Raw genomic sequence first — 25,426 nt, 5'->3', positions numbered from 1 at the left:
GCAGCAGTGGCGTTTAGCTTAAATCATCTAATAATACTATCCCTTTGACTGGCAAGGGCTGAACAGCTTGAATTGTGTTGCTTTAAATCCGCTATCGTCTAAAGGTCCCTCTGGTGATTGAGCCGCCTAACGTCTCGACAGAGCTCAACGCCTAATCGGCGCACTAAATGTCCGATAGACCGATGATCTGTGGCGATTTTTCCTCAATTCATAGTCATTCCGGATCGATTTGTCTCTAAACTCCTCCGGAATATCTTCTGATCGTGCCAATTCGAACCCAGCCGGATCTAACCAGCGAACGAGTACGCCATCGGTCGCTGGGATTACATTGTATCTCTTCCGACGACCATCAGTGCCGGTCAAGTCGACGGACTCAGAAGGTGATGCGGTAGCCGCACGCTCGGGCTGAAGAAAACTGCTTTGCCACTGGATGAAAAGTTGTGGATCGATAAGGTTCTCAGCTTCGAGATCATCATATTCTTCATCCAGCCAAGCCTCAAACTCACCGCGTCGTTCCGCAGCCGCCTCTCGGGTTTTGGCCAGCCCTCGGGAGAGTGCGAACGCGACGAAGGGATCGTGCGTCCCCCAGCGCAGCAGCTCGCGAGCCCAAAAACCAAACCATGGAAGTCCCGTCGTCTTCTTCCATTCCGCAAGCGATGGCACGGCACGGGTATCCGCTGCCCCTGCCGACCAAGCTTGGGCAACCACAGCTCCGATCGCAACACCCAGCCGGAATTCAAGATTATCTGCGACAAAGCGTTGCCACCCTCGCAGTTCGTCAGCGTCAGGGGCGGAGGCATCAGGCTCCTGCATCCACCACGCTAGCACTTCTTTCCAACGACCAAGCAATCTTTGATCCGATATTGTCGACCGTACCCGAAATCCGAAACCTCGGTCTGCCGAGAGCAGATCGCCAATCTGTTCGAAGACGTCCAGTCGTGTCTCAGGATCGTCTGTACCATAAGTCTGCGCGGCGGCAACAAGCGCACGCACCCGAAGTGCAACTATCTCGAAGCGGCGGCCAACAAATGGCGAGAAGCCATACTCATAAAGTCGGCGTCTTTCCTCGGCGTCAGGATAAACCGTCTCCACTATGGCGCGACCACGCCTGACGAATGCCCGCTCCATCCAATCTTCCTGTACCGCAGCGACGGCGGTGAATGTCGTCTGCCAAAGCGCAGCCAACTGCTCTTCAGCGGCGGGACCAGTCATTTCCAATTCGTCCATCCGCGCTATCTCTTCACACGCGGTCAGCAGGATGCCGTCCAACTCATCGAGGCTGTCAGCGAAACGGGCGTGCGGACTCGTGGCGCCTTTGCCTGCTTCGTCGCTGATATCAATGGGCGTCACCTGTTCAAGCCAAGTTAGAAATTGATCAGGGGGAACGCCGAGGAGTTGGATTGCCTTCTCGCGAATGGCAGCAATTAACAGGGCAAGCGGACTTTCTACCTTGTCAGCATCCACCTCCTCTATCAGCAACTTTTCACGAAGGCCGTAATAGTCATTGGACAGCTCTTCAAGCTGGTTACGTTGGGTGGCAGAAAAACTATTAGCGGTGGTCGAAATTCTGGCAGGAATTGCTACCAGTGTCATCCCCTCGATTCCGCGCGCTGCACCCGGACGACCAGCCCGACCAGCGAGGTTGCGGAACTCCGCGGTGGAGAGCGGGGAGATTACCGGTTGTTCTAACTCGGCGTTCCAAGCGCGGCGCTTCAGCGAGGTCAGGAAAATCAGGTCGAACGGAAGATTGACCCCCTCTGTTAGGGTTGCTGTCGCCACGGCGATGGGACAGATGCGACGGTCGATCATCTCCGTCATCAGACGCCGGAGTCGCTGCGGCATCTGTCCATGACTTGTGGCGATCCCGCGATCAAGCAACGCCAACTCGAAGCAATCCTCACCGCAATAATCCACGCAAGCCGCGCGAGCTTCATCGAAACGTTCGCGAAGTTCTCCTTCGGGAAGAGCAAAGGCCGGTGCGCCGGCCCAACTCGGCAATTCCAGCGCCTCCTTGAACCAGCGCATCGTTTGCTCCGGCTCCTGCGCGACTGAGATCAGAATGCGCTGGTTCTCCTCTGCCAAGTGCAGCGCAGTCCACAGCACGGCCAAGCTGTTGAAGCGGTTGAGGCTGTTGCGCATCGCTGACGGCAATCGCGGCATCGATTGAACCCGCAAATCAAGGAAGACTGGCTCCTCTTGACCGCGGATGTAAAGGGGCCTTCCATTCATCATGTCAAGCAGGATACGGCTTGGCAGATTCGGTGCCGTCTCTAGAATGCCGATTACCTGCCGTGTGCTGCGATAGTGGACACCGACCGCCTTGGCTTCCGCCCGCCCCTCGATCCACCGGGCGACAGGCCGCGATGCACCGCCCGCGACCGCTGTCAGTGCGATTCGCACAATGTCCGGTCGTTGTACAAGTATCCGAGAGACAAAACTCTCCATTCGAATAGATCGATTGTTGTGATCCGAGAAGCTAATGCGCGTATTCTCACCGTCCTCAGGAACAACTTGGTGCGCCTCGTCAATGATCAGAAGGCGTAATCGCTCGGTGAGCAATGGTCCAAGGTAACGTGTTAGAGCATCTGCCTTTTCGACTGTAACGATCAGGACAGTCGGTTCTTCACCGCTCAGCCAATAGTCGGTAATGCCCCAATCAGCACCTCCATAGAGGCCAGTAACAGCGATCTCGCTGCCCAGCTCATTGTGGAGTTTCGCTTCCACCTCGCCAGCAAGTGCCCGCGATGGAACAAGATACATGGCGAGCGGAGCAGGTCCATCATGGACATGCAAAAGAAGCTCCTTGATCAACGCCATATTGGCAATAAGCGTTTTACCGGAACCCGTTGGCGTGCAGAGCGCGAACGAGGAGTCACGCAGGAGACGGTTGAGACCATGGAGCTGCGAGGTCCAGAGAATGCCGCGCCCTCGGCTAAACTGGTCCCGGGCATAGGCAATAAGCTTGCCGCGTCTGTCTGGATTCAATTCCGAGAGCGCCAGAAGCGGGCGGTAAATGCTCGCCTCATTGTAGCTATCGGCAACTTGCCGGAGTAGGGTGACGATCAGCGATGCGTCATCACTGAAGGTTCGCACTGTACCGCCACCAATAGATTGGACACCGGCGAAGGGTTACGGGGTGGTTGGTCGGGGTTGTGGGCTTCCGACCTGAAGGAAGGATGCCACCGTGCTCGGCCCGGTCAAGCACAAGCCGCTGTGGCGGGGGCCGATGGCCCTGCTTGACCGGGCCTGCGCGCGGCGGCCTGCCGGGTGGCAGGTCGGGACGGCGGGATGGTCAGCCCTCGATCGAACATCGGGATGGATCATGCGGCAAGGCTTTCCGGCTGGCGGTGGCGGTTCCGGTAGTCGCGCGGGCTGAGGTAGCCCAGCCGCTCCAGTCGCCAAGCGGCGTTGTAGCGGGCCACGAAATCGCTGACCGCCGCCCTGACTTCGGCGGCGGTGCGGAAGCTCCGGCCCCAGATCGCCTGTTCCTTGAGGGTCCGGAAGAACCGCTCGATGACGCCGTTGCCTTGCGGCTGGTGCGCAAAGGCGTAGCTCAGCGCCATGCCCCAGTGGCCGATCTGCTGGGAGAAGTGGTGGGACGTGTACTGCGGCCCGTTGTCCAAGCGCAGCGCCACGCCGCGGGCGGCATCGGCCGCGATCCCGCCGAACCGGGATGTCACCGCCTGGCTGATTGGCTCGAGTGCCGCGAAGCGCGAGCCATCGGTCGAGACATGATGCCCGACGACCTCGGAGTTGAAGTGGTCGATGGCGGCGAATACCCAGACCCGGCCCTCTTGGGATGTCTGCACCAGGGTAGCGTCGGTGCCCCACAGGACGTCCGGGGCCTCGGTCAGGATGGTGCCGTCATGGTCGTTGGCCGGGCGCGGCGGCCGCCGGAACGGCGAGAGCAGCTGATTGTCGCGCATCAGGCGCAGCACGCGGTTGCGACCGACCGGCAGGCCCAGGCCGTAGTGCAGGCGCGCCCAGACCTTGCGGTGGCCCTCGCCGGAGAACGGCGAGGCGGCGAGGTCGGCCCGGATGGCGGCGAGCAGGCTGGCGTCATCGACCGGCGGCCTGGGGCCGCGTGGCCTGGCAGGAGCGGCGTTGGCCGGGCGACGCGCCTGGTAGAAGGTCGAGCGCGGCAGGGCCCAGATGCGGCAGACCCGCTGCACGCCGTAGGGCCGCTGGGTTGAAGGCGAGATCGCCGCGCTCATCTTCGCGACCTCGCCCGGGGAAAAGGGGTTCCAGCCTCCAGGCGCCCGATCTTGGCGCGCAGCAACTCGACTTCCATGCTCAGCTCGCCGACCCGCTTGTGGGCGGCGTCGAGACCAGCCTGGACGGGATCGTCGTCGGCGCGCTCCTTCAGGCCGGCATCCATCGCCGTCAGCGCCTTGTCGCGCCAACGCTCCAGCCGATAAGTCTCGATGCCGATCTCCCGGGAAATCAGGTCGAGCGATTCACCGCGCAGCAGACGGAGGACCACCTCGCGTTTGCGGGCGGCGCTCCAGCGCTGAATGACCTTCGGCCCGGCTTTCTCACCAGAGTCCGTCGGCAGCTTGGGTGTGTTCTTCGGATCTTCCATCGCTTCTTCCATATGGACAATCCGGTGTCCAACTTCATCGACGGCAGATCACTGAAGGTTCGCACCGCCATGCTATCGAGCGCGTGTAGCTTGGCCATTGCTGAGGCAAGACGATCATTATCGCCGCGCCGTAGGCTGTCAGCGATCACTCCCAAGCTACGCACCAGCTCTACAGTGAAGTACCACGCGATTAGGTGATCACCTTCCCGCTCCTCGTCTACTGAACCGTCAGTGAGGCGTGACGAGGTGTCTGCCTTGGTCAGATTGGGATGGGCGGTCCAGAACTCTACAGATCGCCGCAACACTTCGTCGAAGTCTGCGCGCAGAAACGCGGCATATAGGGAGACGCCGTCATACTCAATGTCAACTTGGTCAAGAAGGCCGGCCGCCATCGCCGGTAACCCGCCAAGCTGATAAGCCGCCCCTGCGAGCAACTCTATTGGCGCGACCGCGCGAATGTCGTCTCTGGCTCTGGACAGCCATTCGAGGATCTCTCCAGTGCGCCGGTAGCAGCTTACTGCACGCGTCGAGGTTGGTCCCTCGATCTTGCGGAAGATGTGGGCAGCATGGAGCAACCTCCGAGCATCGGCGAGTTGACGTGCGGATTCTTTTTTACTCCATTGAATTGTCGGCATCTGCCAAGTCGCCTGCAAGCAGCGCACATAGGCTCGGGCCTGAGACCGTGACAGTGTGTTTTCGATAGCCAGTGCGCGCCACAACTCTTCGGCGATCTCTAACCGTTCTGCATCGAGCACAGGCACTAAGCTTCCTCCTGCCAAAGAGTCGAATAGATGCCGTCAATCAGAACCTCGCCATCGGTCAGGATCAGTTCAACGACCTGCAGATCATGGCTGGCCTTGTATTCCTCGGGCATCTTTTGCCATCCGATCAACGCTTCCCCATCTTCTCGGCGTCTGGCACCATTGCCAGCAATGAGGATGAGATTGGTCCGGGGCAGCGGTCGTGGATGATCAACGGTCAGAGCGCGGTCGAGCGATAGAATCGCAGCCGCATGCCCTTCGGGATCACGGTCTTCCAGCAGACGCTGGAGTTGACGCAATCCATGCGGAACGAGTGTGTCTCGATTAATCGTAAGCGTCGTCTGGCGGGCACCTTGCGTGATCTGACAATCGTTCCAGGATTGGAAGTTCCATTTTCAGGGGACTTCCGGCATGGATCGTTTGCAGCATAATTTGCCCCATACAGACGCCATCAGGGACGAACCGCTCCGGCGCATTGAGGTGATCACGGGGCTTGAGCGCCGACGCCGCTGGTCGGAGGAGGACAAGGCCAGGATTGTCGCGGAGAGCCTGGAACCCGGCGTGATCGTGGCGGAAGTCGCCCGGCGACATGGCATTCACCGCAATCAACTCTACGGCTGGCGAACCGCCTTCGGAGTTCGACCGGCGAAGGCCGGGCAAGCAGGCGAGGCGCTGGGCTTCGTTCCGGTCACGGTCGTGTCAGAGGCGCCCGAAGCGTCCGTTGCCAACGGACTTATCGAGATCGTCATCGGGTCCGTTTCGGTCCGGCTCACCGGCGCCGTCGATGCCGCGGCCCTGCGCCAAGTTCTCGAGGTGGTCCGGAGCCTGGCATGATCACGTTGCCGCCCGGTATCCGAGTGCTGGTCTGGCCGGTGCCGGTCGATTTCCGCCGCGGTATGGACAGCCTGGCGGCCCTGGTGCAGGTCACCCTGCGTCTTGATCCCTTCGCCGGCGATGTCTTCGTGTTCCGCTCGCGGCGTCCGGACCGGGTGAAGCTGATCCTCTATGACGGCACCGGTCTGGTTCTGATAACGAAGAGACTGGAAGCCGGCCGATTCAAGTGGCCGCCCGTGACTGACGGCGTGGTCCGGCTGTCGGCGTTGCAGATGTCCGCCCTGTTGTCCGGCTTGCCCTGGGAACGCTTGCAGGTGCCGCCGGTTACCCGCCCGTTGGCCGCGTGCTGAGACAAAGGCGTAGATCATCTCGAATTATGGCCCGACAATCAGGATAGGAAGAGCGTCAATCAGGGTCGGAATGGAATGTCGCGGTCGTGACGGAGGGCGGGCGTAGCCTGACCGTAGTCACGACCGCGACACCGACATCCTTTCCTGGAAAAGGACGTCGCTGACGGAAGCGGTGAATGCGGCCAGGATCGAGGATCTTCACGCCAATGAGGAACCGCGATCTTGCCGGGCACACACATCACCGACCGCCAAGTGAGCCTTTACATGAAAAACCGACAAACCAACACTCCCGCCGTCGCTGCGGCCAAAGCCGGGTTCAGCACGTCAACCGCCTACCGCATCGAGCAGGACCCCCGACCACCCTCGCAGAAGATCCTACCCCGCGGCCGGCGCCGCCCGGATCCGCTGGCCGGGATCTGGGACAGCGAGGTGGTGCCGATGCTCAAAGCCGCTCCGGGCCTGCGCTCGATCGCCGTGTTCGCCGAGATGCGCCGGCGGCATCCGGACCTGAGCGAGAAGGTCCGCCGAACGCTGGAGCGCCGCATCCGGGCCTGGCGAGCCGTCAACGGTCCGGACCAGGACGTCATCTTCCGGCAGCATCATGAGCCGGGCAAGATGGGCTTGTCGGACTTCACGGACATGGGCGACGCCGCCGTGTCCGTTGCCGGGCAGCCGCTCGATCACCGTCTCTTCCACTTCCGCCTGGCCTATTCCGGCTGGCAGCACGCCCATGTCATCCTGGGCGGCGAGAGCTTCGTCGCCCTGGCCGAAGGGCTGCAGAACGCGCTCTGGTCGCTCGGCGGGGCGCCGGCGGACCATCGCAGCGACAGCCTGTCGGCGGCGTTCCGCAACCTGGACCGCGATGCCGCCGAGGATCTGACCCGCCGCTATGAGGACCTGTGCCGCCATTACGGCATGGTGCCGAGCCGCAACAACCGCGGCCTCGCCCACGAGAACGGCTCCATCGAGAGCCCGCACGGCCATCTCAAGCGCGCCATCGACGATGCGCTGCTGCTCCGCGGCAGCCGGGACTTCCCCGACCTGCCGGACTACCGCCGCTTCATCGACGAGGTGGTCGGCCAGCAGAACGCCCGCCGGGCCAAGGCGATCGAGGTGGAGCGCGGCACCCTCAAGCCATTGCCGCCCGACAGGACCGCCGACTTCGAGCAGACCCTCGTCCACGTCACCTCCAGTGGCGGCTTCACCCTGCGCAAGGTGTTCTACACCGTGCCCTCCCGGCTGATCGGCCACCGCCTGCGGGTCCACCTGTTCGACGATCGCCTGGACTGCTTCCTGGGCGGCACGCGCGTCCTCACCCTGGCCCGCGGCCGTCCGCGCGGCAACGGCCGGCACGGCCATGTCGTCGATTACCGTCACGTCATCCATGCCCTGCGACGCAAGCCGATGGCCCTGCTCAACCTCGTCTACCGGGACCAGCTGTTCCCCCGCCGGGCCTTCGAGCGCACCTTCGAGGCGCTGCTCGCCGCCGGCAGTGACCGCCAGGCCTGCACCACGGCCGTCGCCCTGCTGTCGCTGGCCCACGAGCGCGGCTGCGAGGCCGAACTGGCCGAAGTCCTCGATGCCGACCTGGAAGCGGGACGGCTGCCCGACCTTCCGGCCCTGCGCGAACGCTTCCAGCGCACCGGGGCGCCGGTCACCGGTGTCGTCGTCGATCTCGTGCCGCTGAGCGTCTACGACGAACTCGTGCATGGAGCCGCGGCATGAGTGCGACCGATCCCATCGACACCGCCCGCCTGTCGCTGGCCCTGGGCGACCTGCGCCTGCCGGCCATCAAGGTGATCTGGCCGGACTTCGCCGACCGGGCCGACAAGGAAGGCTGGCCCGCCGCCCGGTTCCTGGCCGCCCTGACCGAGCACGAGATCGCCGAGCGCTCCCGCCGCCGGATCGAGCGTCATCTCGACGAGGCCAGGCTGCCTCCGGGCAAGACCCTGGAGAGCTTCGAGTTCGAGGCGGTCCCCATGGTCGGCAAGGCCCAGGTGATGGCCCTCGTCGCCGGCGACAGCTGGCTGGAAAAAGGCGCCAACCTGATCCTGTTCGGTCCGGCCGGCGGCGGCAAGTCGCACTTGGCGGCCGCGATCGGCTACGCCCTGGTGGAGAATGGCTGGCGCGTCCTGTTCGCCCGAACCACCGACCTGGTCCAGAAGCTTCAGGTCGCCAGGCGGGATCTGGCTCTGGAGTCCGCCCTCGCCAAGCTGGACAAGTATCACCTCCTGATCCTCGATGACTTCGCCTACGTTGCCAAGGACCAGGCGGAAACAAGCGTCCTGTTTGAACTGATTGGAACCCGGTACGAGCGGCGGTCATTGCTGATCACGGCGAACCAGCCGTTCGGCGACTGGGGCGGCATCTTCCCCAACCAAGCCATGACCCTGGCCGCCATCGACCGGCTCGTCCACCACGCCACCATCTTCGAGATGAACGTGGAGAGCTATCGTCGAAGGGTCGCACTGGAACGAAAACGCGGACCTGGACGGCCGCCGTCCCGAGCGACAATCAACGCGAACTTGATTGACGCTCCACGACAGGACACTTGAAATCCAGCCCGATCAGCGTCAATCATCCTGACGCCGCGACCTTAGGCATTCTTATCCTGATCGCCGCTCTCTCCATCCAGATTGTCGCGCTACATCGAATGGTTCAAGTATAATTGCGCCATGTCAACCATCGGCTTCGAAGACATGTCCAATCCAGATCAGCTGAAGGCCAAGCTGATCGAGATGGCAGCCCTTGTTGAGCGGCAGCGAGAAGCGCTCAATGCTCTGGAGATCGAGCGCGATCACTTCAAGGGCGCCTTCGAGGAGGCCGATGCCGAGCGCCAGCGGCTGGAGCTTATGGTCAGGCAGCTGGTCCGGGCGCAGTTCGGTCGCAAGTCCGAGCGCCTGGATCCCGACCAGTTCCAGCTGACCCTGGAAAACGTCGAGCAGGAGATCGCGGCGATCAAGGCCACCCGGCAGGATGCCGGGGACAGTGACGCAAGCCGGCGTTCCCGGCGAACCCCGGCACGGCGCAACCTCGGTCACCTGCCGGCCCATCTCGACCGCTATGAGGTGGTGATCGAGCCGGAGAGCCGAAGTTGCCCGTGCTGCGGCGGGGCGATGCACCAGATCGACGTCGAGGAAACCGAGCGCCTGGATGCCGTGCCTCTGCGCCTGCGCGTCAGGGTCATCCGGCGCCCGATCTACGGCTGCCGGAGTTGCGGCGAGGCGGTCGTGCAGGCTACGGCACCGGACAGCGCCGTTCCCGGTGGCCTGCCGACCGAGGCTCTGCTCGCCCATCTGGCGGTGTCGAAGTATTGCGACGGGCTGCCGCTATACCGTCAGGTCCAGATCCTGGAGCGTGACGGCATCCGTCTCGATCGCGCGACCTTGTCGGACTGGATGGGCCGGACGGCGTGGTGGCTCAAGCCGCTGTGGGAACTCCTGCTCACCAGCGTGCTGAGTTCGCCCAAGCTGTTCTGTGACGACACGCGGCTGCCAGTGCTGGCGCCCGGCAAAGGCAGAACCCGGACCGGGTATCTCTGGGGCCTTGCCCGGGACGATACCCCCTGGCAAGGCGACCATCCGCCTGCGGTGGCCTATGTCTATACCGAGGACCGGGTCTGGGACCGCGCCCGCGAGGTGCTGGCCGACTACGCTGGCGTGCTGCAGGTCGATGGATGGGGCGGCTTCGAACGGCTGGCCGGCAAACAGGATGCCGTCCCAAACGACGCGGGCGCCGTCACCCTCGCGTTCTGCTGGTCGCATGGTCGTCGGCAGTTCTTCGAGATTCACCAGTCAAGCCAGTCGCCAATCGCCGGCGAGGTGCTCCGGCGGATAGCTGAGTTGTACCGCATCGAGGATGAGATCCGGGGGCAGCCGCCTGATGTCCGGCGGACGGTTCGTCAGGACAGAAGCAGGCCGAAGGTCGAGGCGCTCAAGGTCTACCTGGAGGAGCAATTGGCACGCGTCTCCGGAAAGATGCCGGTGGCCAAGGCGATCCGCTACATGCTGAGGCACTGGGCCGGCCTGTGCGTCTTCCTGAACGACGGCCGGGTCGAGCTGGACACCAACAGCATCGAGCGCCTGCATCGGATCGTGGCGACCACCAGGAAGAACGCTCTGTTCGCCGGGGCGGACTCCGGCGCCCGATCCTGGGCGATCTTTACCTCGCTGATCCAGAGCGCCAGGATGAACGGCCTCAATCCGTTCGAATACCTGAAGGATGTGCTCGAGCGCATCGTGTCCGGCGACGTCAAAGCTCACCAACTCGATTGTCTGCTACCGTGGACCTGGAGGACTCAGCAATCCGGTAGCCAGAGCGTTCAGACCGCCTGATCCAACTCCCGCTCAGCAGACCACCCCGCCATTGTCGCGCGTGATGATCCGCTCCGCAACGTGGTCAGCAGATGACGCTTACGATTAATCTCGAACCAGATCCCCTTTCCCGATCGTACACGCTTATGTGTGGATGGGTCATCAATCAGCTCACCCAGCATCAACTCATCTACGGCAGCCTCTGTCAGCCTCCTCCGCCACTTCGCCTCGCCGGCAATAAAACGTACAATTTCCCCAGTATCGCCGAGCGCAATCCCAATAAAGTCGCTGCCGAAACGACCGAAGACCTCACGTCGACGCCGGTCATCTCGCGCGAGAGCATAGAGATAGGCTTCGACGTCGGCATGCTTGCGGAACAGGAAGATTGGCACCTGCCATGTATGTCCGCCAACAAAGACGTCTTGAAACGCCTCTGAAATCATCCCAGCCATTACCTCGCCAAACAGGCCGCGGCGTGCATTAGGAGGTAGGCAATTGGGATAGCAAGCATGATGGCCTGCGGCGTCGGCATCAGGGTGCAAACTGATACCGATCTGCGCATGAAAATACTCCCGCGCATCCAAATGAGCGGATTCAAAATACGGCCGCATTGCGGCAATCAAATCATCGTCTGTGTCGGCCTGCTGTTCGAGCAGTAAGTGCCCGTACCGTCCATGCACGGTATCGTAAGGTTTGAGCCATCCCTCAATCGCTTCCTTAGGCGGTGGACAGGTATGCATTGCTTTTCGCGCTCCGGAAATCTCCGAAGATGTACCGCATAAATAATAAACAACCGTTAATAATTATCTTTCTGAAGATTATCGAGCTATCAGATGAATCTCCCAGGCCACACCAACCGTAACCCTCACCTGTTAGTGCTATCTATGCGACCAGGGTATAAGTAGATTGTTCATGTCTCGTTGTTATCGCATTCAATGACCGCCGCAGTGCCGGAGTCGGCTGCCTTATGTCCGCTCCTGGCGAAAGGTGGACATCCGCACCTCGCAGTTGATACCGGCGCGGTCGATCCCACCTTGATCAAAGTGAAGACTCAATTGGCATAAAAAATGCGGGCCGAAGCCCGCATTCTCACCTCACCATCTTGTCCGAAGCGCCAGCCCCGCCCCTCACTCGACTTCCTGGGCACCCTGGACGATCCGGCTGACGATGCCGTAGTCCTTCGCCTCTTCGGCGGACATCCAGTAGTTCCGGTCGGTGTCCTTCTCGACCCGCTCCAGCGGCTGGCCGGTTTCGCGGGCGATGATCTCGTTGATGCGGCGGCGCATCTTGATGATCTCCTTCGCCTCGATCGCGATGTCCGTCGCCCGTCCGCCCGCACCGCCCAGCGGCTGGTGGATCAGGAAGCGGGTGTTCGGCAGGCAGAGCCGGTTTTCCTTCTTCGCGGCCAGATAGATGTGCGCGCCGGCGCTGGCTACCCAGCCGGTGCCGATCATCTTCACCTGCGGGGTGATGAACCGGATCATGTCGTGGATGCTGTCGCCCGACTCCACGTGGCCGCCCGGCGAGTTGATGATGATCCGGATCGGATCGTCATTCTCGACCGCCAGGGCCAGAAGCTGGGCGCAGGTGCTTTCGGCGACCTTCTGGTTGATCTCGCCGAAGATCATGACCGTGCGCGACTTGAACAGGTTTTGAAGAACCGTGCTGAACGGTGCCGGGGTCGGCTTGGGCGTCTCTTCCTTCGGCTCTTCGTCCATGACCCAAAACATCAAATTCTCCTCGGACCTCACACCGCGCAGAGGCGCACGGCGAATTTCGTTCGCATGACTTGCATAGCCGGATTTGCCGGCAGGTTCAACCGGCACCGGTTGGCGGTTCGGCCTATCACGGCCCCTTGCGCCGCCGCCCCCTCGGCTTGCCCCGTCCGTCGGCGGCGCCGCGCGCGGGTGACGCCCGGCCGCTCCCGTCGGGAACGGCGCGGTTGGTGCCCAGGCCGATCGCGGGAGCGTCGCCGCCGTCGATCCCCAGGTCCATGGCCTCGAGCCGGCGGAGCTCGTCGCGCAGGCGGGCGGCCTCCTCGAACTCCAGGTCGGCGGCGGCGGTCTTCATGCGGCGTTCCAGGTCGGCCATGTAGGACTTTAGGTTGTGGCCGATCATGTTGTTGCGGTCGGCGTCGCCGGTCTTCACCGTCACCCGGTCGCCGCGCTCGTAGACGCTCTCCATGATGTCGGAGATCTGCTTGCGCACCGACTCCGGCGTGATGCCGTTGGCCTCGTTGTAGGCCTTCTGCTTCTCCCGGCGCCGGTTGGTCTCCTCGATCGCGGCCTGGAGGCTGTTGGTCATCCGGTCGGCGTACAGGATCGCCCGTCCGTCCACGTTCCGCGCCGCCCGGCCGATGGTCTGGATCAGCGAGGTGCGGGACCGCAGATAGCCTTCCTTGTCCGCGTCCAGGATCGCCACCAGCCCGCATTCCGGGATGTCCAGGCCCTCGCGCAGCAGGTTGATGCCGATCAGCACGTCGTAGGCGCCCAGCCGCAGGTCGCGGATGATCTCGATCCGCTCCAGCGTCTCCACGTCGGAATGGATGTAGCGGACCTTGATGCCGGCCTCGTGCATGTATTCGGTCAGCGCCTCGGCCATCTTCTTGGTCAGGGTGGTGACCAGCACGCGCTGGCCCTTGGCCGCGCAGTCCTTGCACTCGGCGATCAGGTCGTCCACCTGGGTCTCGGTCGGGCGGATGATCACCGGCGGGTCGGTCAGGCCGGTCGGGCGGACGACCTGCTCGACGAAGACGCCGCCGGTCCGCTCCATCTCCCACGGGCCGGGCGTGGCCGAGACGAACACGCTCTGCGGCCGCATCTCGTCCCATTCCTCGAACTTCAGCGGCCGGTTGTCCTTGCAGGACGGCAGGCGGAAGCCGAAGTCGGACAGCGTCGATTTCCGCATGAAGTCGCCGCGGTACATGCCGCCGACCTGCGGCACCATCACGTGGCTCTCGTCCACGATCAGCAGCGCGTTCTTCGGCAGGTACTCGAACAGCGTCGGCGGCGGCTCGCCCGGCTGGCGGCCTGAGAGGTAGCGGGAATAGTTCTCGATGCCGGCGCAGCTTCCGGTCGCCAGCATCATCTCGATGTCGAACTGGGTCCGCTGCTCCAGCCGCTGGGCCTCCAGCAGCTTGCCCTCCGCCTCGAACTCGGCCAGCCGCACTTTCAGGTCGTGCTGGATCTGCTTGATCGCCTGGTGCAGCGTCGGCTTGGGCGTCACATAGTGGCTGTTGGGGTAGATCTTGACCGCCTGGAGCGCCATCAGCTTCTCGCCGGTCAGCGGGTCGATCTCGAAGATCCCCTCCAGCTCGTCGCCGAACAGCGAGAACCGCCAGGCGCGGTCCTCCATGTGGGCGGGGAACAGCTCGACGGTGTCGCCCCGCACCCGGAACGTTCCGCGGCCGAAACCAAGGTCGTTGCGCTTATATTGCAGGTCGATCAGGCGGGACAGCAGCTCCGACCGGTTGACCATCATCCCGGTCTGGAGGCCCAGCGTCATCTCGGAATAGGTCTCGACCGAGCCGATACCATAGATGCACGACACCGACGCCACGATGATCACGTCGTCGCGTTCCAGCAGGGACCGGGTGGCCGAGTGGCGCATCCGCTCGATCTGCTCGTTGATTGAGCTTTCCTTCTCGATATAGGTGTCGGTGCGCGGGACGTAGGCTTCCGGCGTGTAGTAGTCGTAGTAGGAGACGAAATACTCCACCGCGTTGTTCGGGAAGAAGCTCTTCATCTCGCCGTAGAGCTGGGCGGCCAGGGTCTTGTTGGGCGCCAGCACCAGGGCGGGGCGCTGGATCTCCTGGATCACGTGGGCCATGGTGAAGGTCTTGCCCGACCCCGTGACGCCCAGCAGCACCTGCTCGCGCTCGCCCTGCTGGATACCGTTCAGCAGTTCCTCGATCGCGCGCGGCTGGTCGCCGGCCGGCTTGTAATCGGACACGATCTCAAGCCGCTTGCCCCCCTCCAGCTTCGGCAGGGCGGCGGCTTTCGGCATCAGCATGGGCATTGTCATGGCTGGTAAGATATTCAACGCGGACACCCGCTGCCAGTCCCCCCGGAGCGAATCCGTTCACCAAAAGATCGCGTCCTGCATCAGCGTCCGCGGGAAGCCGCCGCCGCGCGCACGGGCACCGGGCCGAGGGACTTCTTGGCGGGCTTCGCCTTGCCGCCGCCCGTGCCCGCGTCCTGCCCGCCCAGCAGGCCCTTGGCCCGCGCCTGCTCGATGCGGGCCTGGGCCGACGCCACCATGGCGGTGATCGCGGGCCACGCCTGTTCGGTCGCGGAGCTGACGGTGCCGTCCATTTTCAGAACTTCCTCGATCCACTTCTCGAAGTCGGAGGCGCAGACCGCCCCCTTGGGCGCACCGTTCGGGAAAGTGATGGTGTCGGGAAACACCACGAGACCGCGTATCCGCAGCAGGGGGAAGCGGCGCTTGAAGGCGAGGTTCAGGGGTTGCAGTTCCAGGAGCGGGTTGACGCAGGTCGTCGTGCCGCCCCGGTTGGAGATCTTCCAGGTCCGGGAGAACTCGCTGCCGATCACCTCTCCCTTGGCGGAGGCGGCCACCGTCCCGATCAGCACGATGCTGGACGGCAGGCGGATGATGTGCTCGATGCAGACGATGCGGCCCTGCTTGTCGATGATTCGGACATCGTGCAGGGAAGGGTGGTTGAGGTTGTCGATCGTCCTGCGGAGCGTGAGCCTCTGGCCCTTGACCTTCGGGGGAGGCGGTGGCCTGAACGCGTACAGCACGGCCATGCCCAGCACGATGAACGCGCTGTAGACCAGCAGTTGGGTGAGGCCTGGGGCGTGCACCGCCGTACGGTTCCATCTACTAAAGTGGAGAAGGATAACGACTTTAGCATAGGGGGCACGCGACAGTCGACTCTCATGCGGATCCTGCGCGCGGGGAGGGTGCCCGGACGCCCCGTATCCATCGGCCGTGCCGCTTGCACGGGGGAGGCGGCGGGCGTAGGGTCTCCGCCGCGTAGAGTCAACAGACATCGCCCAGATCGAAATCCGCACCGGATCCCATGCCATGCCGTTCATCGCCACCCGCTTGAGCAACATCAAGCCCTCGCCGACCATCGCCGTCACCCAGAAGGCCCGTGAGCTGAAGGCCGCCGGCCGCAACATCATCGGCCTCGGCGCCGGCGAGCCCGACTTCGACACCCCGGACAACATCAAGGAGGCCGCGATCGCGGCGATCCGCTCGGGCGACACGAAGTACACCGCGGTGGACGGCACCCCGGCGCTGAAGAAGGCGATCTGCGCCAAGTTCAAGCGCGAGAACGGGCTGGACTACACGCCGGAACAGGTGACGGTCGGCACCGGCGGCAAGCAGGTCCTGTACAACGCCCTGATGGCGACCCTGAACCCCGGCGACGAGGTGATCGTCCCGGCGCCCTACTGGGTCAGCTATCCCGACATGGTGCTGCTGGCCGATGGCGTGCCCGTTCCGGTCGAGTGCCCGGCCGACACCGGCTTCAAGCTCCAGCCCGCGGACCTGGAGAAGGCGATCACGCCGAAGACCAAGTGGCTGATCCTGAACAGCCCCAACAACCCGACCGGCGCGGCCTATACCCGGGCCGAGCTGAAGGCGCTGACCGACGTGCTGGTCCGCCATCCCCACGTATGGGTGATGACCGACGACATGTACGAGCACCTGAACTATGACGGGTTCGAGTTCACCACCCCGGCCCAGGTCGAGCCGTCGCTGTACGACCGTACCCTGACGGTCAACGGCGTGTCCAAGGCCTATGCCATGACCGGCTGGCGCATTGGCTACGCCGCCGGCCCGAAGGAGCTGATCAAGGCGATGGGCGTGATCCAGAGCCAGAGCACCAGCAACCCGTCGTCGGTCAGCCAGGCGGCCGCCGTCGAGGCGCTGAACGGCCCGCAGGACTTCATCAAGGAGCGGGCGGAAGCCTTCAAGGAGCGCCGCGACCTGGTCGTGTCGATGCTGAACCAGGCGAGCGGCATCAAGTGCCACAAGCCGGAAGGCGCCTTCTACGTCTATCCCTCGTGCGAAGGCACGATCGGCAAGACGACCCCGGACGGCAAGGTGATCGAAACGGACGAGGACTTCGTCACCTACCTGCTGGAGTCGGAAGGCGTGGCGGTGGTCCAGGGCTCGGCCTTCGGGCTGGCGCCGTTCTTCCGCATCTCCTACGCGACCTCGACCGCCGAGCTGGAAGAGGCCTGCCAGCGCATCCAGCGCGCCTGCGCCGCGCTGAAGTAACCGGGCGCGAAAGGGTTCCGCCGCCAGGGTGGAACCCCGGTGCCTCTCCGGTCGGATACCGACCGGAAGAGAGCGCCCCGGTGTGAACCAGGCAACAGTCCTCGCCGTCATCTCCTGCCAGTTTGACCCGGTTCGCGCCGCCCCGCCGCGGCACGCATCGAGTTCAAAAGCTCGCTCCCGATCAGCGCGGGAGAGGCAACGAGGAAGATCATGAAACTGGAATATGTCTGTTTCGTCGCGGCCGCCGCCGCGGCCCTGACCGGAATGTCCTTCGGCATCTACATGGGCGTGATGCACGACTTCACGCTCGCCCCGGCGCATGCTCACCTCAACCTGCTGGGCTGGGTGACGATGTGCCTCTACGGCCTTTATCACCGGGGACGCGCCCGTCCCGTCACGCGGTTGGCGAAGGTTCAGGTCGGTACCGGGATCGCCGGTTTCGTCGGGATGGCCGGCGGGCTGGCGGTTCTGCTCAGCACCGGCAACCCAGTCGCCTTCGTGGTCACGCTGGCCGGTTCGTTCCTGGCCATCCTGTCCATGGCGCTGTTCCTGTCGGTGGTCGCCGGCGATGCCCGGGCGGCCCGCGAAAGCCTGGAAACGCGCGGATCGCGATGGCCGGAGCCGGCGGTTCTGGCCACCGCAAGCACTGTCGTGCCGCGTTAAGACCGGTACCGCCGCGGCGGTCAGGCGGCTCCCGACACCGCCTCGATCGCCGCGTTGAACGCCTTGACCCCGGCGCCCGGACCCTCCGGGTGGTTCCACACGGCCGTGACGACGCAGATGAAATCGGCGCCGGCCTTGACCAGCGGCGTGCAGTTCTCCGGCGTGATGCCGCCGATGGCGACGCAGGGGACTTCCATCATCTCCGACCACCATTGCAGCAGGTCGGGCCCCGGCCGGTAGTGGGACGGCTTGGTCGTGGTCGGATAGAACGCGCCGAACGCGACATAGTCGGCGCCGGCCTCCGCCGCTTCCATCGCCAAGTGGCGGCTGTCATGGCAGGTCACGCCCACGATGGCGTCGGCTCCCACGGCCTTCCGCGCCTTCGCATAGGGCCAATCGCTCTGGCCGACATGAACGCCGTCGCATCCCATCTCCGCCGCCAGGTCCGGCCGGTCGTTCAGGATGAAGGCGACGCCGCGCGACTGCGAGACCGGCCGCAGCGCATCGACGGCGCGGCGCACGGTGTCGTCGTCCACGTCCTTCAGCCGGAGCTGGACGCAGGCGACGTCCCCGCCGTCCAGGGCTTGCGCCAGCTGGTCGGCGAACACGACCGGGTCGAGCGCCGGCGGCGTGCAGAGATAGAGGCGGCAGTCCGCCATGGAAGATAACTCCGCCAGAAATGAAAACGCTCCCCCGGACCGGGCCACGGGTGCCCGGCCCGGAGGAGCGGAAAGCCCGGGAGTTATTCCTTCCCGAGATAGATCTTCATCAGCCGGTCGAGCAGCGCCAGCGCGTCCTCGCGGGACCGCTGGAAGCTGTTGCGGCCGATGATCGAGCCGTTGCCGCCGCCGTCGCGGATCGCCCGCGCGTCGTCGAAGATGGCATTCTCGTCCTTGTGGGCGCCGCCCGAGAACACCACGATGCGCCGGCCGTTGAAGCAGGACTGCATCACGTGGCGCACCCGCTCCGGCAAGGTGCCGATCGGGATCTCGCGCTGCTGGTAGACCTTCTTGGCGTCGGCGTTCTCAAGATATTCGGTCGGCAGCTTGACCTTGATGATGTGGGCGCCGAGCAGGGCCGCCATGTGGGCGGCATAGGCGATCACGTCGACCGCCAGCTCGCCGTCCTTGGTGACGGGACCGCCGCGGGGATAGGACCACAGTACCGTCGGGATGCCGTAGCTCTTGGCCTCGGCGCTCAGCTCCCGGATCTCCTCGTACTGCTGGTACATGGCGTCCGAGCCGGGATAAATGGTGAAGCCGATGGCCGTGCAGCCCAGCCGCAGCGCGTCCTTGACGCTGGCGGTCACCGCCTGGTCGGCGGCTTCCTTCTGGCGCGACAGGCTGTTGGCGCTGTTCATCTTCAGGATGGTCGGGATGGCGCCGGCGAAGGTGTCGGCACCGGCTTCGAGCGGACCCAGCGGAGCCGCATAGGCGCTCAGGCCGGCGTCGATCGCCATCTGGTAGTGGTAGTGCGGGTCGTAGCCGGCGGGATTGGGCGCGAAGCTCCGCGCCGGGCCATGCTCGAAGCCCTGGTCCACCGGCAGGATGATCAGCTTGCCGGTACCGCCGAGACGGCCTTCCATCAGGATGCGGGCGAGGTTGCCCTTGGTTCCCGGATTGTCGCTCTCGTAATTGGCGAGGATCTCTTTGACGCGGCGCGTGATCTTCATGGTCCAGGTCCCGATTTGTTTTCTGTCGGAAATACGGCTTTGCATAGCCGTTCGAGGCACCGTTTGCAACGCTGCGTCGGTTCGCCCTATGGGTTTACCGCGAGCCATTCGCGGCATCCCCGGACGGGGTCGCGGAAGAAGCGCGGATCGAAGACCGGGCCGGCCAAGCCGTACAGCGTGGCGCCGGCGGCCTCCGCGATCGCCCGGACGCGCGGCCAGGCCGGCACCGAGTCGGCCAGCAGCAAATGGCGGACTCCGACGCGCAGCGCCGCCAGCGCATGGCCGGGCTGGTCGCCGCAATCCAGCACCGCGGTCAGCGGCACGTCCGGATGCTCCGCCGATCCCGCCTGGACCAGGGCATGGAACCAGGACGCCCCGGCGGACCCGGCCGCTCCGGGCAAGCTCACCACCGTGAGCGGGCGCCCGAGGCTCGCCGCGGCGGCCAGGGCGGCGCGCAGGCCGTCGATGCCGTGGACGAGGACGGCCGGGGGAACGGAGAGGGACGGCGCGGGAGAAGAGATCAAGTGGCTGCTCGCCGGTTCGGCCCGGTACAGGGGAGGGTTGTCACTCCCTCCTATATAGGAGATCACCCTCAACCTCGTGCGAGGAGTTCCCTTGTTCGGCGCCTGGAAGGCAATGGAACCGGACGGCGTTTGGACCCATTGGAACACCGGTTATTTCCGGGTTTGCGCGACCAAGTGATCGAAAGCTGACCCCGCCTTGAGCCGGGTCGGACCTCTTCGCGCAGCCAGCATGCGCCGTCCGCGGCACGGAGCCGACAAGGTCAATTCGTGCCGAGGACTGCCACGGACAGCGCCGATGGTCGGAGATCCCGCCGGGATCATCTCCGGCCATCGCCGTGATCCGTGGCCCTAGATCAGTCCGCGCACCCGCTCCGCCAGTTCCGCCCGCGGCACGTCGTGCTGCTCGCCCTTGCCCAGGTCCTTCAGCGTCACCGTGCCGCGCGCCTGCTCGTCCGTGCCCATAAGGACGGCGAAGCGGATGCCGGCGCGGTCGGCGTATTTGAGCTGCTTGGCGATCTTGGACGCCTCGAACTGCACTTCCGTGTTGATCCCGGCGCCACGCAGCTCGGCGGCGATCGCGAGATAGTCGGCGGACAGCGCCGGGTCCAGCTGGGTCACCAGCACGGCGCTGGTGCTGCCGTCGCCCTTGATGACGCCGGCCTCCTTCAGCTGGTAGAACAGCCGGGTGGCGCCGATCGAGATGCCGACGCCCGGCAGCCTCGACTTGGTGTAGTGGCTCGCCAGATTGTCGTAGCGCCCGCCCGAGCAGACGCTGCCGATCCCGGGGAAGTCGTTCAGGAAGGTCTCGTAGACCGTGCCGGTGTAATAGTCCAGCCCGCGCGCGATGGCCGGGTTGATCCGGTAGAACTCCTCCGGCACCTTCAGCGCCTTCAGGCCGGCCAGCACGGCTTCCAGCTCCGCCAGCCCCTGGGCGAACAGCTCGCTCCTGCCCGCCATGGCGCCCAGGGCCGCCATGATCTCGGCATTGGTGCCGGTCAGGCCGATCGCGTCCAGCAGCCGCGTCGCAAGCTCGCGGTCCAGCCCGATCCCCTCGCCGGACAGGCTCTCGATCACCTTGTCCCGGCCGATCTTGTCCAGCTTGTCGATCTCGCGGAGCGCCAGCTTGCGCCGCTCGCCGTCCTCGATCGAGAAGGTCTCGAACAGCCCGGCCAGCATCTTGCGATTGTTGAAGTTGATGGTGAAGCCGCCGACGTTCAGCTCGCGGAAGACGTGGTAGATCACCGCCGGCATCTCGGCGTCGTAGGCGACGGGCAAGCTGTCCTTGCCGATCACGTCGATGTCGCACTGGTAGAACTCGCGGAACCGCCCCTTCTGCGCCCGCTCGCCGCGATACACCCGCTGCATCTGGTACCGGCGGAACGGGAAGGCCAGGTCATGCTCGTGCTCGGCCACATAGCGGGCCAGCGGCACGGTCAGGTCGAAGCGCAGCGCCAGCTCGGCGTCCTTGCCTTGCTGGCGAGCACCGGTGGACTGGACGAAATAGACCTGCTTCTCGGTCTCGCCGCCGGTCTTGGTCAGCAGCACGTCCACGGTCTCGAACACCGGGGTTTCCACCGGCAGGAAGCCGAAGCGCTCGTATCCGCGCCGGATGGTGTCCAGGAATCGCTGGAAAGCGATCTGGTCCTTGGGCAGCAGTTCCATCACGCCCGGCGGGGTCTTGGCTTGGATCAGGCTCATGTCGGTTTTCTTCGGGGGCCGGATTTTTCGGGGAGCTTCAACAGGGCCGGCAATCTAGCGGCTTCCGTGCGCTCGCGCAAACCAGACCACCGCCCATGCCGGTTGAGCCGGGACGGCAAAGTCTCTAAAACCCGCTGAGGCGAACGCCGGAAGATCCCCCCGTCAGCGGACCGCATGCGATGTCAGACACGCCGAACAGCCTCACCATACGCCGTCCCGACGACTGGCACCTGCATCTCCGCGACGGCGCCATGCTGAAGGCGGTGCTGCCCTTCACCGCGCGGCAGTTCGGCCGCGCCATCATCATGCCCAACCTGAAGCCGCCGGTCACCACGGTGGATCAGGCGAAGCGCTACGCGGAGGCGATCCGCGACGCCCTGCCGGAAGGCTCGGCCTTCCAGCCGCTGATGACCTGCTACCTGACCGACGGCGCCGATCCGGACGAGATCGCGCGAGGCCATGAGGAAGGCGTCTTCACCGCGGTCAAGCTCTACCCGGCGCACGCCACCACCAACTCGGCCCACGGCGTGACCGACCTCGACAAGGTCTCCGCCGTGCTGGAGCGGATGCAGCGCATCGGCATGCCGCTGCTGGTCCATGGCGAGGTGACCGACCAGGACGTGGACATCTTCGACCGCGAGGCAGTGTTCATCGACCGCGTGCTGGCGCCGCTGCTGAAGCGCTATCCGGAGCTCAAGGTGGTGTTCGAGCACATCACCACGGAGGAGGCGGCGGACTTCGTGTCCGCCGACGCCAGCGGCCGGCTGGGCGCCACCATCACCGCCCATCATCTGGTGATCAACCGCAGCCACATCTTCGCCGGCGGCATCCGGCCGCATCTCTATTGCCTGCCGATCGCCAAGCGCGAGCGCCACCGGCTGGCGCTGCGCCGCGCCGCAACGTCGGGAGCGGCACCGTTCTTCCTGGGCACCGACAGCGCCCCCCATTCCGTGACCGCCAAGGAAAGCGCCTGCGGCTGCGCCGGCGTCTTCACGGCGCCGACCGCGGTGGAGGTCTATGCCCAGGTCTTCGCGGAGGAGGGGGCGCTCGACCGGTTCGAGGCATTCGCCAGCCTGAACGGTCCCCGCTTCTACGGCCTGGACCCCAATCCCGACACGGTCACGCTGGAACGGAGCGGCCAGACCGTCCCGGACATCGTCCTGTCCGCCGATGGCGACGCCGTGCTTCCCTTCCGGAGCGGCGAGCGCCTGGACTGGCGCCTCGTTCCCGAATCCTGATTTCCGATCTTCTGACTCCTGCCACGGACCCCGCCCATGACCTCGCCCCAGACCTCGCTCAGCGCGACCCACGATCCGGACTTCATCGCCACGCTCACCGCCAAGATGCTGATCGAGATCAAGGCGGTGCATTTCAACGGCGACAAGCCGTTCATCTTCACGTCCGGCTGGGCAAGCCCGGTCTATATCGACTGCCGCAAGATCATCTCCTATCCGCGCGCCCGCAACGCGGTGGTCGATTTCGCGACGGCGACCCTGGCCCGGGAGATCGGGTTCGAGTCGATCGACATCGTCGCCGGCGGCGAGACCGCGGGCATTCCGTTCGCCGCCTGGATCGCCGACCGTCTGGCCCTGCCGATGCAGTATATCCGGAAGAAGCCCAAGGGTTTCGGCCGCAATGCCCAGATCGAGGGCGACGTGGTGGAAGGGGCCCGCACCCTGCTGGTCGAGGACCTGACCACCGACGGCAAGAGCAAGATCAACTTCGTCCAGGCGCTGCGCGACGCCGGCGCCCGGGTATCCGACACCTTCGTGGTCTTCCACTACGGCATCTTCCCGCAGAGCCGCACCAACATGGCCAACATGGGCGTGCGGCTGCACGCGCTGGCGACCTGGTGGGACGTGCTGCGGGTCGCCAAGGACAACAACTATTTCGACACGCACACCCTGGGCGAGGTCGAGAAGTTCCTGAACAACCCGGTGGACTGGTCAGGCGCCCATGGCGGCGTCGCCGAGTACCCCTCCTCGTAGGGCGGGCGCTTCCGGCAGCACCCCGGCCAGGAAGCCGTCGATATCGGCCCAGGCCCGCGCGCGGAGATCGTCGGTCTCCATCATGATCTCGTGCCGGGCCTCGGGGTAGCGCACCAGCCGGCACTTGCGATAGCGCCGGCACAGTTCCTGGTGGGCCTCGGGCGGGATCAGCGGGTCCTGCACCGGGCTCAGCACCAGCATGGGCAGGTCGACGGCCGCCGACGTCTCCGGCCGGGCCAGCAGGTCCACGGAACGGAAGGTCGCGCGCAGCCAGGCCCAGGTGACGCCGCCGACCCGCAGTTCCGGATGGGCGCGGAACCACTGGTGATGGATCGCCCAGCGCCTGGCGTCGTGGGAGACCGGGTTGGTCGCGAAGTCCTGCCGGTCCGGATCATAGTCGCCATGGCCGAAGGCATAGGCGGTGCCGAAACCGGCGAAGCTCATCAGTGCCGCCAGCGCCCGGACCAGCGGGCGGGGGACCCCCTGCGTGCTGATGTCCGCCATGGGCGCCGACAGCACGGCGGCAGCGAAATGGTGCCAGCCGGACGTAAGGTACCGTGCCGCGACATGCCCTCCCATGGAGTGGGCATAGAGCACCAGCGGCCCGGCCTGCCGCGGCAAGACGACCCGTTCCAGGAAGACCTGCAGGTCTTCCTCCAGGATCGCGAAGTCGGTCAGGTAATGGCGCTGCTGGCGCGGCGGCGGCAGCGGCCGGGTGGAAAGTCCCTGGCCGCGCCAGTCCAGGCTGAGGACGCGGAACCCGCGCGCGTTCCAGTCCCGTGCCAGCTCGTCATATTTCTCGATGAACTCCGACCGGCCGTTCAGCATCAGCAGCGTCGCCCGGGGCGCCGCGTCCGGTTCCCAGCAGGCGTGGCGGATCACCGCCCCGTCGGGCAATGTCAGCCACCCGACGGCCGGCGGCGGCTCAAGGCGGGCAGGCTCCGCCGCCGCCAGATCGGCTGGGGATGCGGCTGATGTGGCAAGGTCCGGCACAGGGAGCTCCGTTGAAGACGAGGCATTTTGAATGCCATCATCGGCGGGCGCAGGCAATCGCCTAAAAAGGCCGGCGCCGGGCACCCTGGACCCTTGCCCGCGAACCTCCGCCGCTCCAGGATGCCGCCACCCCTTGAAGCCCGATGCACTGAACGGACAAGCGAATCACTATGGAAGCGTCGATCCTGCTGGCAGCCGCGACGGCGGGCGCCATCGTCGTCCTGACACCCGGTCCCGCCGTGCTGGCCTTGCTGGGGATTGGCGCGTCTCAGGGGCGGCGGGCCGGGGCCGGGTTCCTGGTCGGGCATCTGGTCGGCGACACCCTGTGGGCCATGCTGGCGCTGACCGCGCTGATCGGCGCCAAGGTCATAGCGCCTGTCGTGTTCCAGGCGCTGGCGCTGGTCTGCGGGGCGTACCTGCTCTATCTCGGAGCCCGCGCCGTCCTGGTCCGGCGCGACGCCTCGGGGCAGGTCTCCACCTCCGTGCGGCGGCCCCTGGCCCGCGGCCTGATGTTCGGGATCACCAACCCAAAGAGCTACCCGGTCACCCTGTCGGTCTTCACGGCCCTGCTGGCCCAGGACCTGGAGTCCCTGACCGCCGCGAATGCGCCGCTCCTGCTGGGCGCGGTGTTCGCCGGATTCCTGGTCGCGGACGCTATCCTGATCTGGCTGGTCGGAACGCCGCCGCTGCGCCGCCTGTACCGGTCGGGGGAGATCTGGATCATCCGCGCGACCGGGGTGATGTTCATCGGCTTCGCGTTCAGCACCTTGTGGCACGCCCTGCGCGCCGGGTGATGCCG

General features: G+C 65.0%; 23 protein-coding genes. 10 read left to right on the top strand and 13 right to left on the bottom strand.

The genetic code is table 11. From position 1 onward, the window contains the following. Nucleotides 1-144: 144 nt before the first annotated feature. The 4 genes from JL100_RS20860 to JL100_RS20845 form a co-directional block, all read right to left on the bottom strand. Entirely contained in the window at nt 145-3,093 is a 2,949-nt protein-coding gene (locus tag JL100_RS20860; protein WP_228420819.1) for a DEAD/DEAH box helicase, read from the bottom strand. A 227-nt stretch (nt 3,094-3,320) separates the two neighbouring features. Further along, on the bottom strand, nt 3,321-4,214 hold the full coding sequence (locus JL100_RS20855) for an IS3 family transposase (RefSeq protein ID WP_202685831.1): 894 nt from the start codon (nt 4,212-4,214) through the stop codon (nt 3,321-3,323). Then, nucleotides 4,211-4,594 (bottom strand): hypothetical protein, encoded by a 384-nt coding sequence (locus JL100_RS20850; protein WP_202685830.1) that lies wholly within the window; start codon nt 4,592-4,594, stop codon nt 4,211-4,213. The genes JL100_RS20855 and JL100_RS20850 overlap by 4 nt, the downstream gene beginning before the upstream one ends. A 748-nt stretch (nt 4,595-5,342) precedes the next feature. Next, nucleotides 5,343-5,642, bottom strand: coding sequence for a hypothetical protein (locus JL100_RS20845; protein ID WP_202685832.1), 300 nt, complete (start codon nt 5,640-5,642; stop codon nt 5,343-5,345). A gap of 181 nt (nt 5,643-5,823) precedes the next feature. Here JL100_RS20845 and tnpA point away from each other — a divergent pair, with 181 nt between their 5' ends. The 5 genes from tnpA (at nt 5,824) to tnpC (ending at nt 10,861) form a co-directional block, all read left to right on the top strand. Continuing rightward, complete coding sequence (gene tnpA / locus JL100_RS36570) at nt 5,824-6,177, top strand: IS66-like element accessory protein TnpA (RefSeq protein WP_407696879.1); 354 nt, start codon at nt 5,824-5,826, stop codon at nt 6,175-6,177. Beyond that, nucleotides 6,174-6,527: an IS66 family insertion sequence element accessory protein TnpB gene (gene tnpB / locus JL100_RS20835; protein WP_202685889.1), complete on the top strand. Its 354-nt coding sequence runs from the start codon at nt 6,174-6,176 to the stop codon at nt 6,525-6,527. Before tnpA ends, tnpB begins: the two co-directional genes overlap by 4 nt. A gap of 222 nt (nt 6,528-6,749) precedes the next feature. After that, nucleotides 6,750-8,252, top strand: a complete 1,503-nt coding sequence (gene istA, locus JL100_RS20830) for an IS21 family transposase (RefSeq protein WP_202685796.1) — start codon at nt 6,750-6,752, stop codon at nt 8,250-8,252. After that, the gene (gene istB / locus JL100_RS20825; RefSeq protein WP_202685797.1) at nt 8,249-9,082 is read left to right on the top strand and encodes an IS21-like element helper ATPase IstB; all 834 of its coding nucleotides are present in this window, start codon (nt 8,249-8,251) and stop codon (nt 9,080-9,082) included. The genes istA and istB overlap by 4 nt, the downstream gene beginning before the upstream one ends. A 183-nt stretch (nt 9,083-9,265) precedes the next feature. Continuing rightward, entirely contained in the window at nt 9,266-10,861 is a 1,596-nt protein-coding gene (gene tnpC / locus JL100_RS20820) for an IS66 family transposase (protein ID WP_407697026.1), read from the top strand. Here the strand turns inward: tnpC and JL100_RS20815 are convergent. The 4 genes from JL100_RS20815 to JL100_RS20800 all read right to left on the bottom strand — a co-directional run bounded on the left by JL100_RS20815 (nt 10,849) and on the right by JL100_RS20800 (nt 15,663). Beyond that, nucleotides 10,849-11,580 carry a hypothetical protein gene (locus JL100_RS20815; RefSeq protein ID WP_202684683.1) on the bottom strand — a complete coding sequence of 244 codons (732 nt, stop codon included), beginning with the start codon at nt 11,578-11,580 and terminating at the stop codon, nt 10,849-10,851. The genes tnpC and JL100_RS20815 overlap by 13 nt on opposite strands. Nucleotides 11,581-11,967: 387 nt before the next feature. Further along, nucleotides 11,968-12,570, bottom strand: a complete 603-nt coding sequence (locus tag JL100_RS20810) for an ATP-dependent Clp protease proteolytic subunit (RefSeq protein ID WP_202684682.1) — start codon at nt 12,568-12,570, stop codon at nt 11,968-11,970. A 115-nt stretch (nt 12,571-12,685) separates the two neighbouring features. Then, nucleotides 12,686-14,851: an excinuclease ABC subunit UvrB gene (gene uvrB / locus JL100_RS20805; protein ID WP_228420817.1), complete on the bottom strand. Its 2,166-nt coding sequence runs from the start codon at nt 14,849-14,851 to the stop codon at nt 12,686-12,688. Nucleotides 14,852-14,943: 92 nt separating this feature from the next. After that, complete coding sequence (locus JL100_RS20800) at nt 14,944-15,663, bottom strand: hypothetical protein (protein ID WP_202684680.1); 720 nt, start codon at nt 15,661-15,663, stop codon at nt 14,944-14,946. Between the two features lie 223 nt (nt 15,664-15,886). On the opposite strand from JL100_RS20800, the gene JL100_RS20795 reads away from it, so the two are divergent. Both JL100_RS20795 and JL100_RS20790 read left to right on the top strand, forming a co-directional pair. Beyond that, a complete protein-coding gene (locus tag JL100_RS20795; protein ID WP_202684679.1) occupies nt 15,887-17,089 on the top strand; it encodes an aspartate transaminase in 1,203 nt (400 codons plus the stop codon). A gap of 210 nt (nt 17,090-17,299) precedes the next feature. After that, entirely contained in the window at nt 17,300-17,752 is a 453-nt protein-coding gene (locus JL100_RS20790) for a hypothetical protein (RefSeq protein ID WP_202684678.1), read from the top strand. Nucleotides 17,753-17,772: 20 nt separating this feature from the next. Here JL100_RS20790 and thiE read toward each other — a convergent pair whose 3' ends face one another. The 4 genes from thiE to hisS form a co-directional block, all read right to left on the bottom strand. Continuing rightward, entirely contained in the window at nt 17,773-18,411 is a 639-nt protein-coding gene (gene thiE / locus JL100_RS20785; RefSeq protein ID WP_202684677.1) for a thiamine phosphate synthase, read from the bottom strand. An 83-nt stretch (nt 18,412-18,494) separates the two neighbouring features. After that, complete coding sequence (locus JL100_RS20780) at nt 18,495-19,424, bottom strand: class I fructose-bisphosphate aldolase (protein ID WP_202684676.1); 930 nt, start codon at nt 19,422-19,424, stop codon at nt 18,495-18,497. Nucleotides 19,425-19,510: 86 nt separating this feature from the next. Continuing rightward, nucleotides 19,511-19,948 carry a hypothetical protein gene (locus tag JL100_RS20775; RefSeq protein WP_202684675.1) on the bottom strand — a complete coding sequence of 146 codons (438 nt, stop codon included), beginning with the start codon at nt 19,946-19,948 and terminating at the stop codon, nt 19,511-19,513. A 348-nt stretch (nt 19,949-20,296) separates the two neighbouring features. Continuing rightward, entirely contained in the window at nt 20,297-21,646 is a 1,350-nt protein-coding gene (hisS, locus tag JL100_RS20770; RefSeq protein ID WP_202684674.1) for a histidine--tRNA ligase, read from the bottom strand. Between the two features lie 179 nt (nt 21,647-21,825). Between hisS and pyrC the strand changes: the two genes are divergently transcribed. Together pyrC and JL100_RS20760 are read left to right on the top strand one after the other, a co-directional pair. Further along, a complete protein-coding gene (gene pyrC / locus JL100_RS20765; protein WP_202684673.1) occupies nt 21,826-22,884 on the top strand; it encodes a dihydroorotase in 1,059 nt (352 codons plus the stop codon). Between the two features lie 36 nt (nt 22,885-22,920). Next, nucleotides 22,921-23,634, top strand: coding sequence for an orotate phosphoribosyltransferase (locus tag JL100_RS20760; RefSeq protein WP_202684672.1), 714 nt, complete (start codon nt 22,921-22,923; stop codon nt 23,632-23,634). Here JL100_RS20760 and JL100_RS20755 read toward each other — a convergent pair. Next, nucleotides 23,593-24,627, bottom strand: a complete 1,035-nt coding sequence (locus tag JL100_RS20755; protein ID WP_202684671.1) for an alpha/beta hydrolase — start codon at nt 24,625-24,627, stop codon at nt 23,593-23,595. The two genes, JL100_RS20760 and JL100_RS20755, sit on opposite strands and share 42 nt — an antisense overlap. Nucleotides 24,628-24,797: 170 nt before the next feature. Between JL100_RS20755 and JL100_RS20750 the strand changes: the two genes are divergently transcribed. Next, complete coding sequence (locus JL100_RS20750; protein WP_202684670.1) at nt 24,798-25,421, top strand: LysE family translocator; 624 nt, start codon at nt 24,798-24,800, stop codon at nt 25,419-25,421. Nucleotides 25,422-25,426 lie beyond the last annotated feature (5 nt).

It is taken from the genome of Skermanella mucosa (genome assembly GCF_016765655.2).
Classification (GTDB): domain Bacteria; phylum Pseudomonadota; class Alphaproteobacteria; order Azospirillales; family Azospirillaceae; genus Skermanella; species Skermanella mucosa.
Note: the sequence above shows the minus strand (reverse complement) of the source record. Positions and strands in the feature narration are given on the sequence as shown.

Bases quoted from the DNA above. Each gene is read 5' to 3' on its own strand.
- pyrC (WP_202684673.1), top strand. From the start codon at position 21,826: ATGTCAGACACGCCGAACAGCCTCACCATACGCCGTCCCGACGACTGG.
- istB (WP_202685797.1), top strand. From the start codon at position 8,249: ATGAGTGCGACCGATCCCATCGACACCGCCCGCCTGTCGCTGGCCCTG.
- JL100_RS20790 (WP_202684678.1), top strand. From the start codon at position 17,300: ATGAAACTGGAATATGTCTGTTTCGTCGCGGCCGCCGCCGCGGCCCTG.
- JL100_RS20750 (WP_202684670.1), top strand. From the start codon at position 24,798: ATGGAAGCGTCGATCCTGCTGGCAGCCGCGACGGCGGGCGCCATCGTC.
- hisS (WP_202684674.1), bottom strand. From the start codon at position 21,646: ATGAGCCTGATCCAAGCCAAGACCCCGCCGGGCGTGATGGAACTGCTG.
- JL100_RS20760 (WP_202684672.1), top strand. From the start codon at position 22,921: ATGACCTCGCCCCAGACCTCGCTCAGCGCGACCCACGATCCGGACTTC.
- JL100_RS20815 (WP_202684683.1), bottom strand. From the start codon at position 11,580: ATGCATACCTGTCCACCGCCTAAGGAAGCGATTGAGGGATGGCTCAAA.
- JL100_RS20780 (WP_202684676.1), bottom strand. From the start codon at position 19,424: ATGAAGATCACGCGCCGCGTCAAAGAGATCCTCGCCAATTACGAGAGC.
- JL100_RS20855 (WP_202685831.1), bottom strand. From the start codon at position 4,214: ATGAGCGCGGCGATCTCGCCTTCAACCCAGCGGCCCTACGGCGTGCAG.
- uvrB (WP_228420817.1), bottom strand. From the start codon at position 14,851: ATGCTGATGCCGAAAGCCGCCGCCCTGCCGAAGCTGGAGGGGGGCAAG.
- JL100_RS20850 (WP_202685830.1), bottom strand. From the start codon at position 4,594: ATGGAAGAAGCGATGGAAGATCCGAAGAACACACCCAAGCTGCCGACG.
- tnpC (WP_407697026.1), top strand. From the start codon at position 9,266: ATGGCAGCCCTTGTTGAGCGGCAGCGAGAAGCGCTCAATGCTCTGGAG.
- thiE (WP_202684677.1), bottom strand. From the start codon at position 18,411: ATGGCGGACTGCCGCCTCTATCTCTGCACGCCGCCGGCGCTCGACCCG.
- JL100_RS20810 (WP_202684682.1), bottom strand. From the start codon at position 12,570: ATGTTTTGGGTCATGGACGAAGAGCCGAAGGAAGAGACGCCCAAGCCG.
- tnpB (WP_202685889.1), top strand. From the start codon at position 6,174: ATGATCACGTTGCCGCCCGGTATCCGAGTGCTGGTCTGGCCGGTGCCG.
- JL100_RS20795 (WP_202684679.1), top strand. From the start codon at position 15,887: ATGCCGTTCATCGCCACCCGCTTGAGCAACATCAAGCCCTCGCCGACC.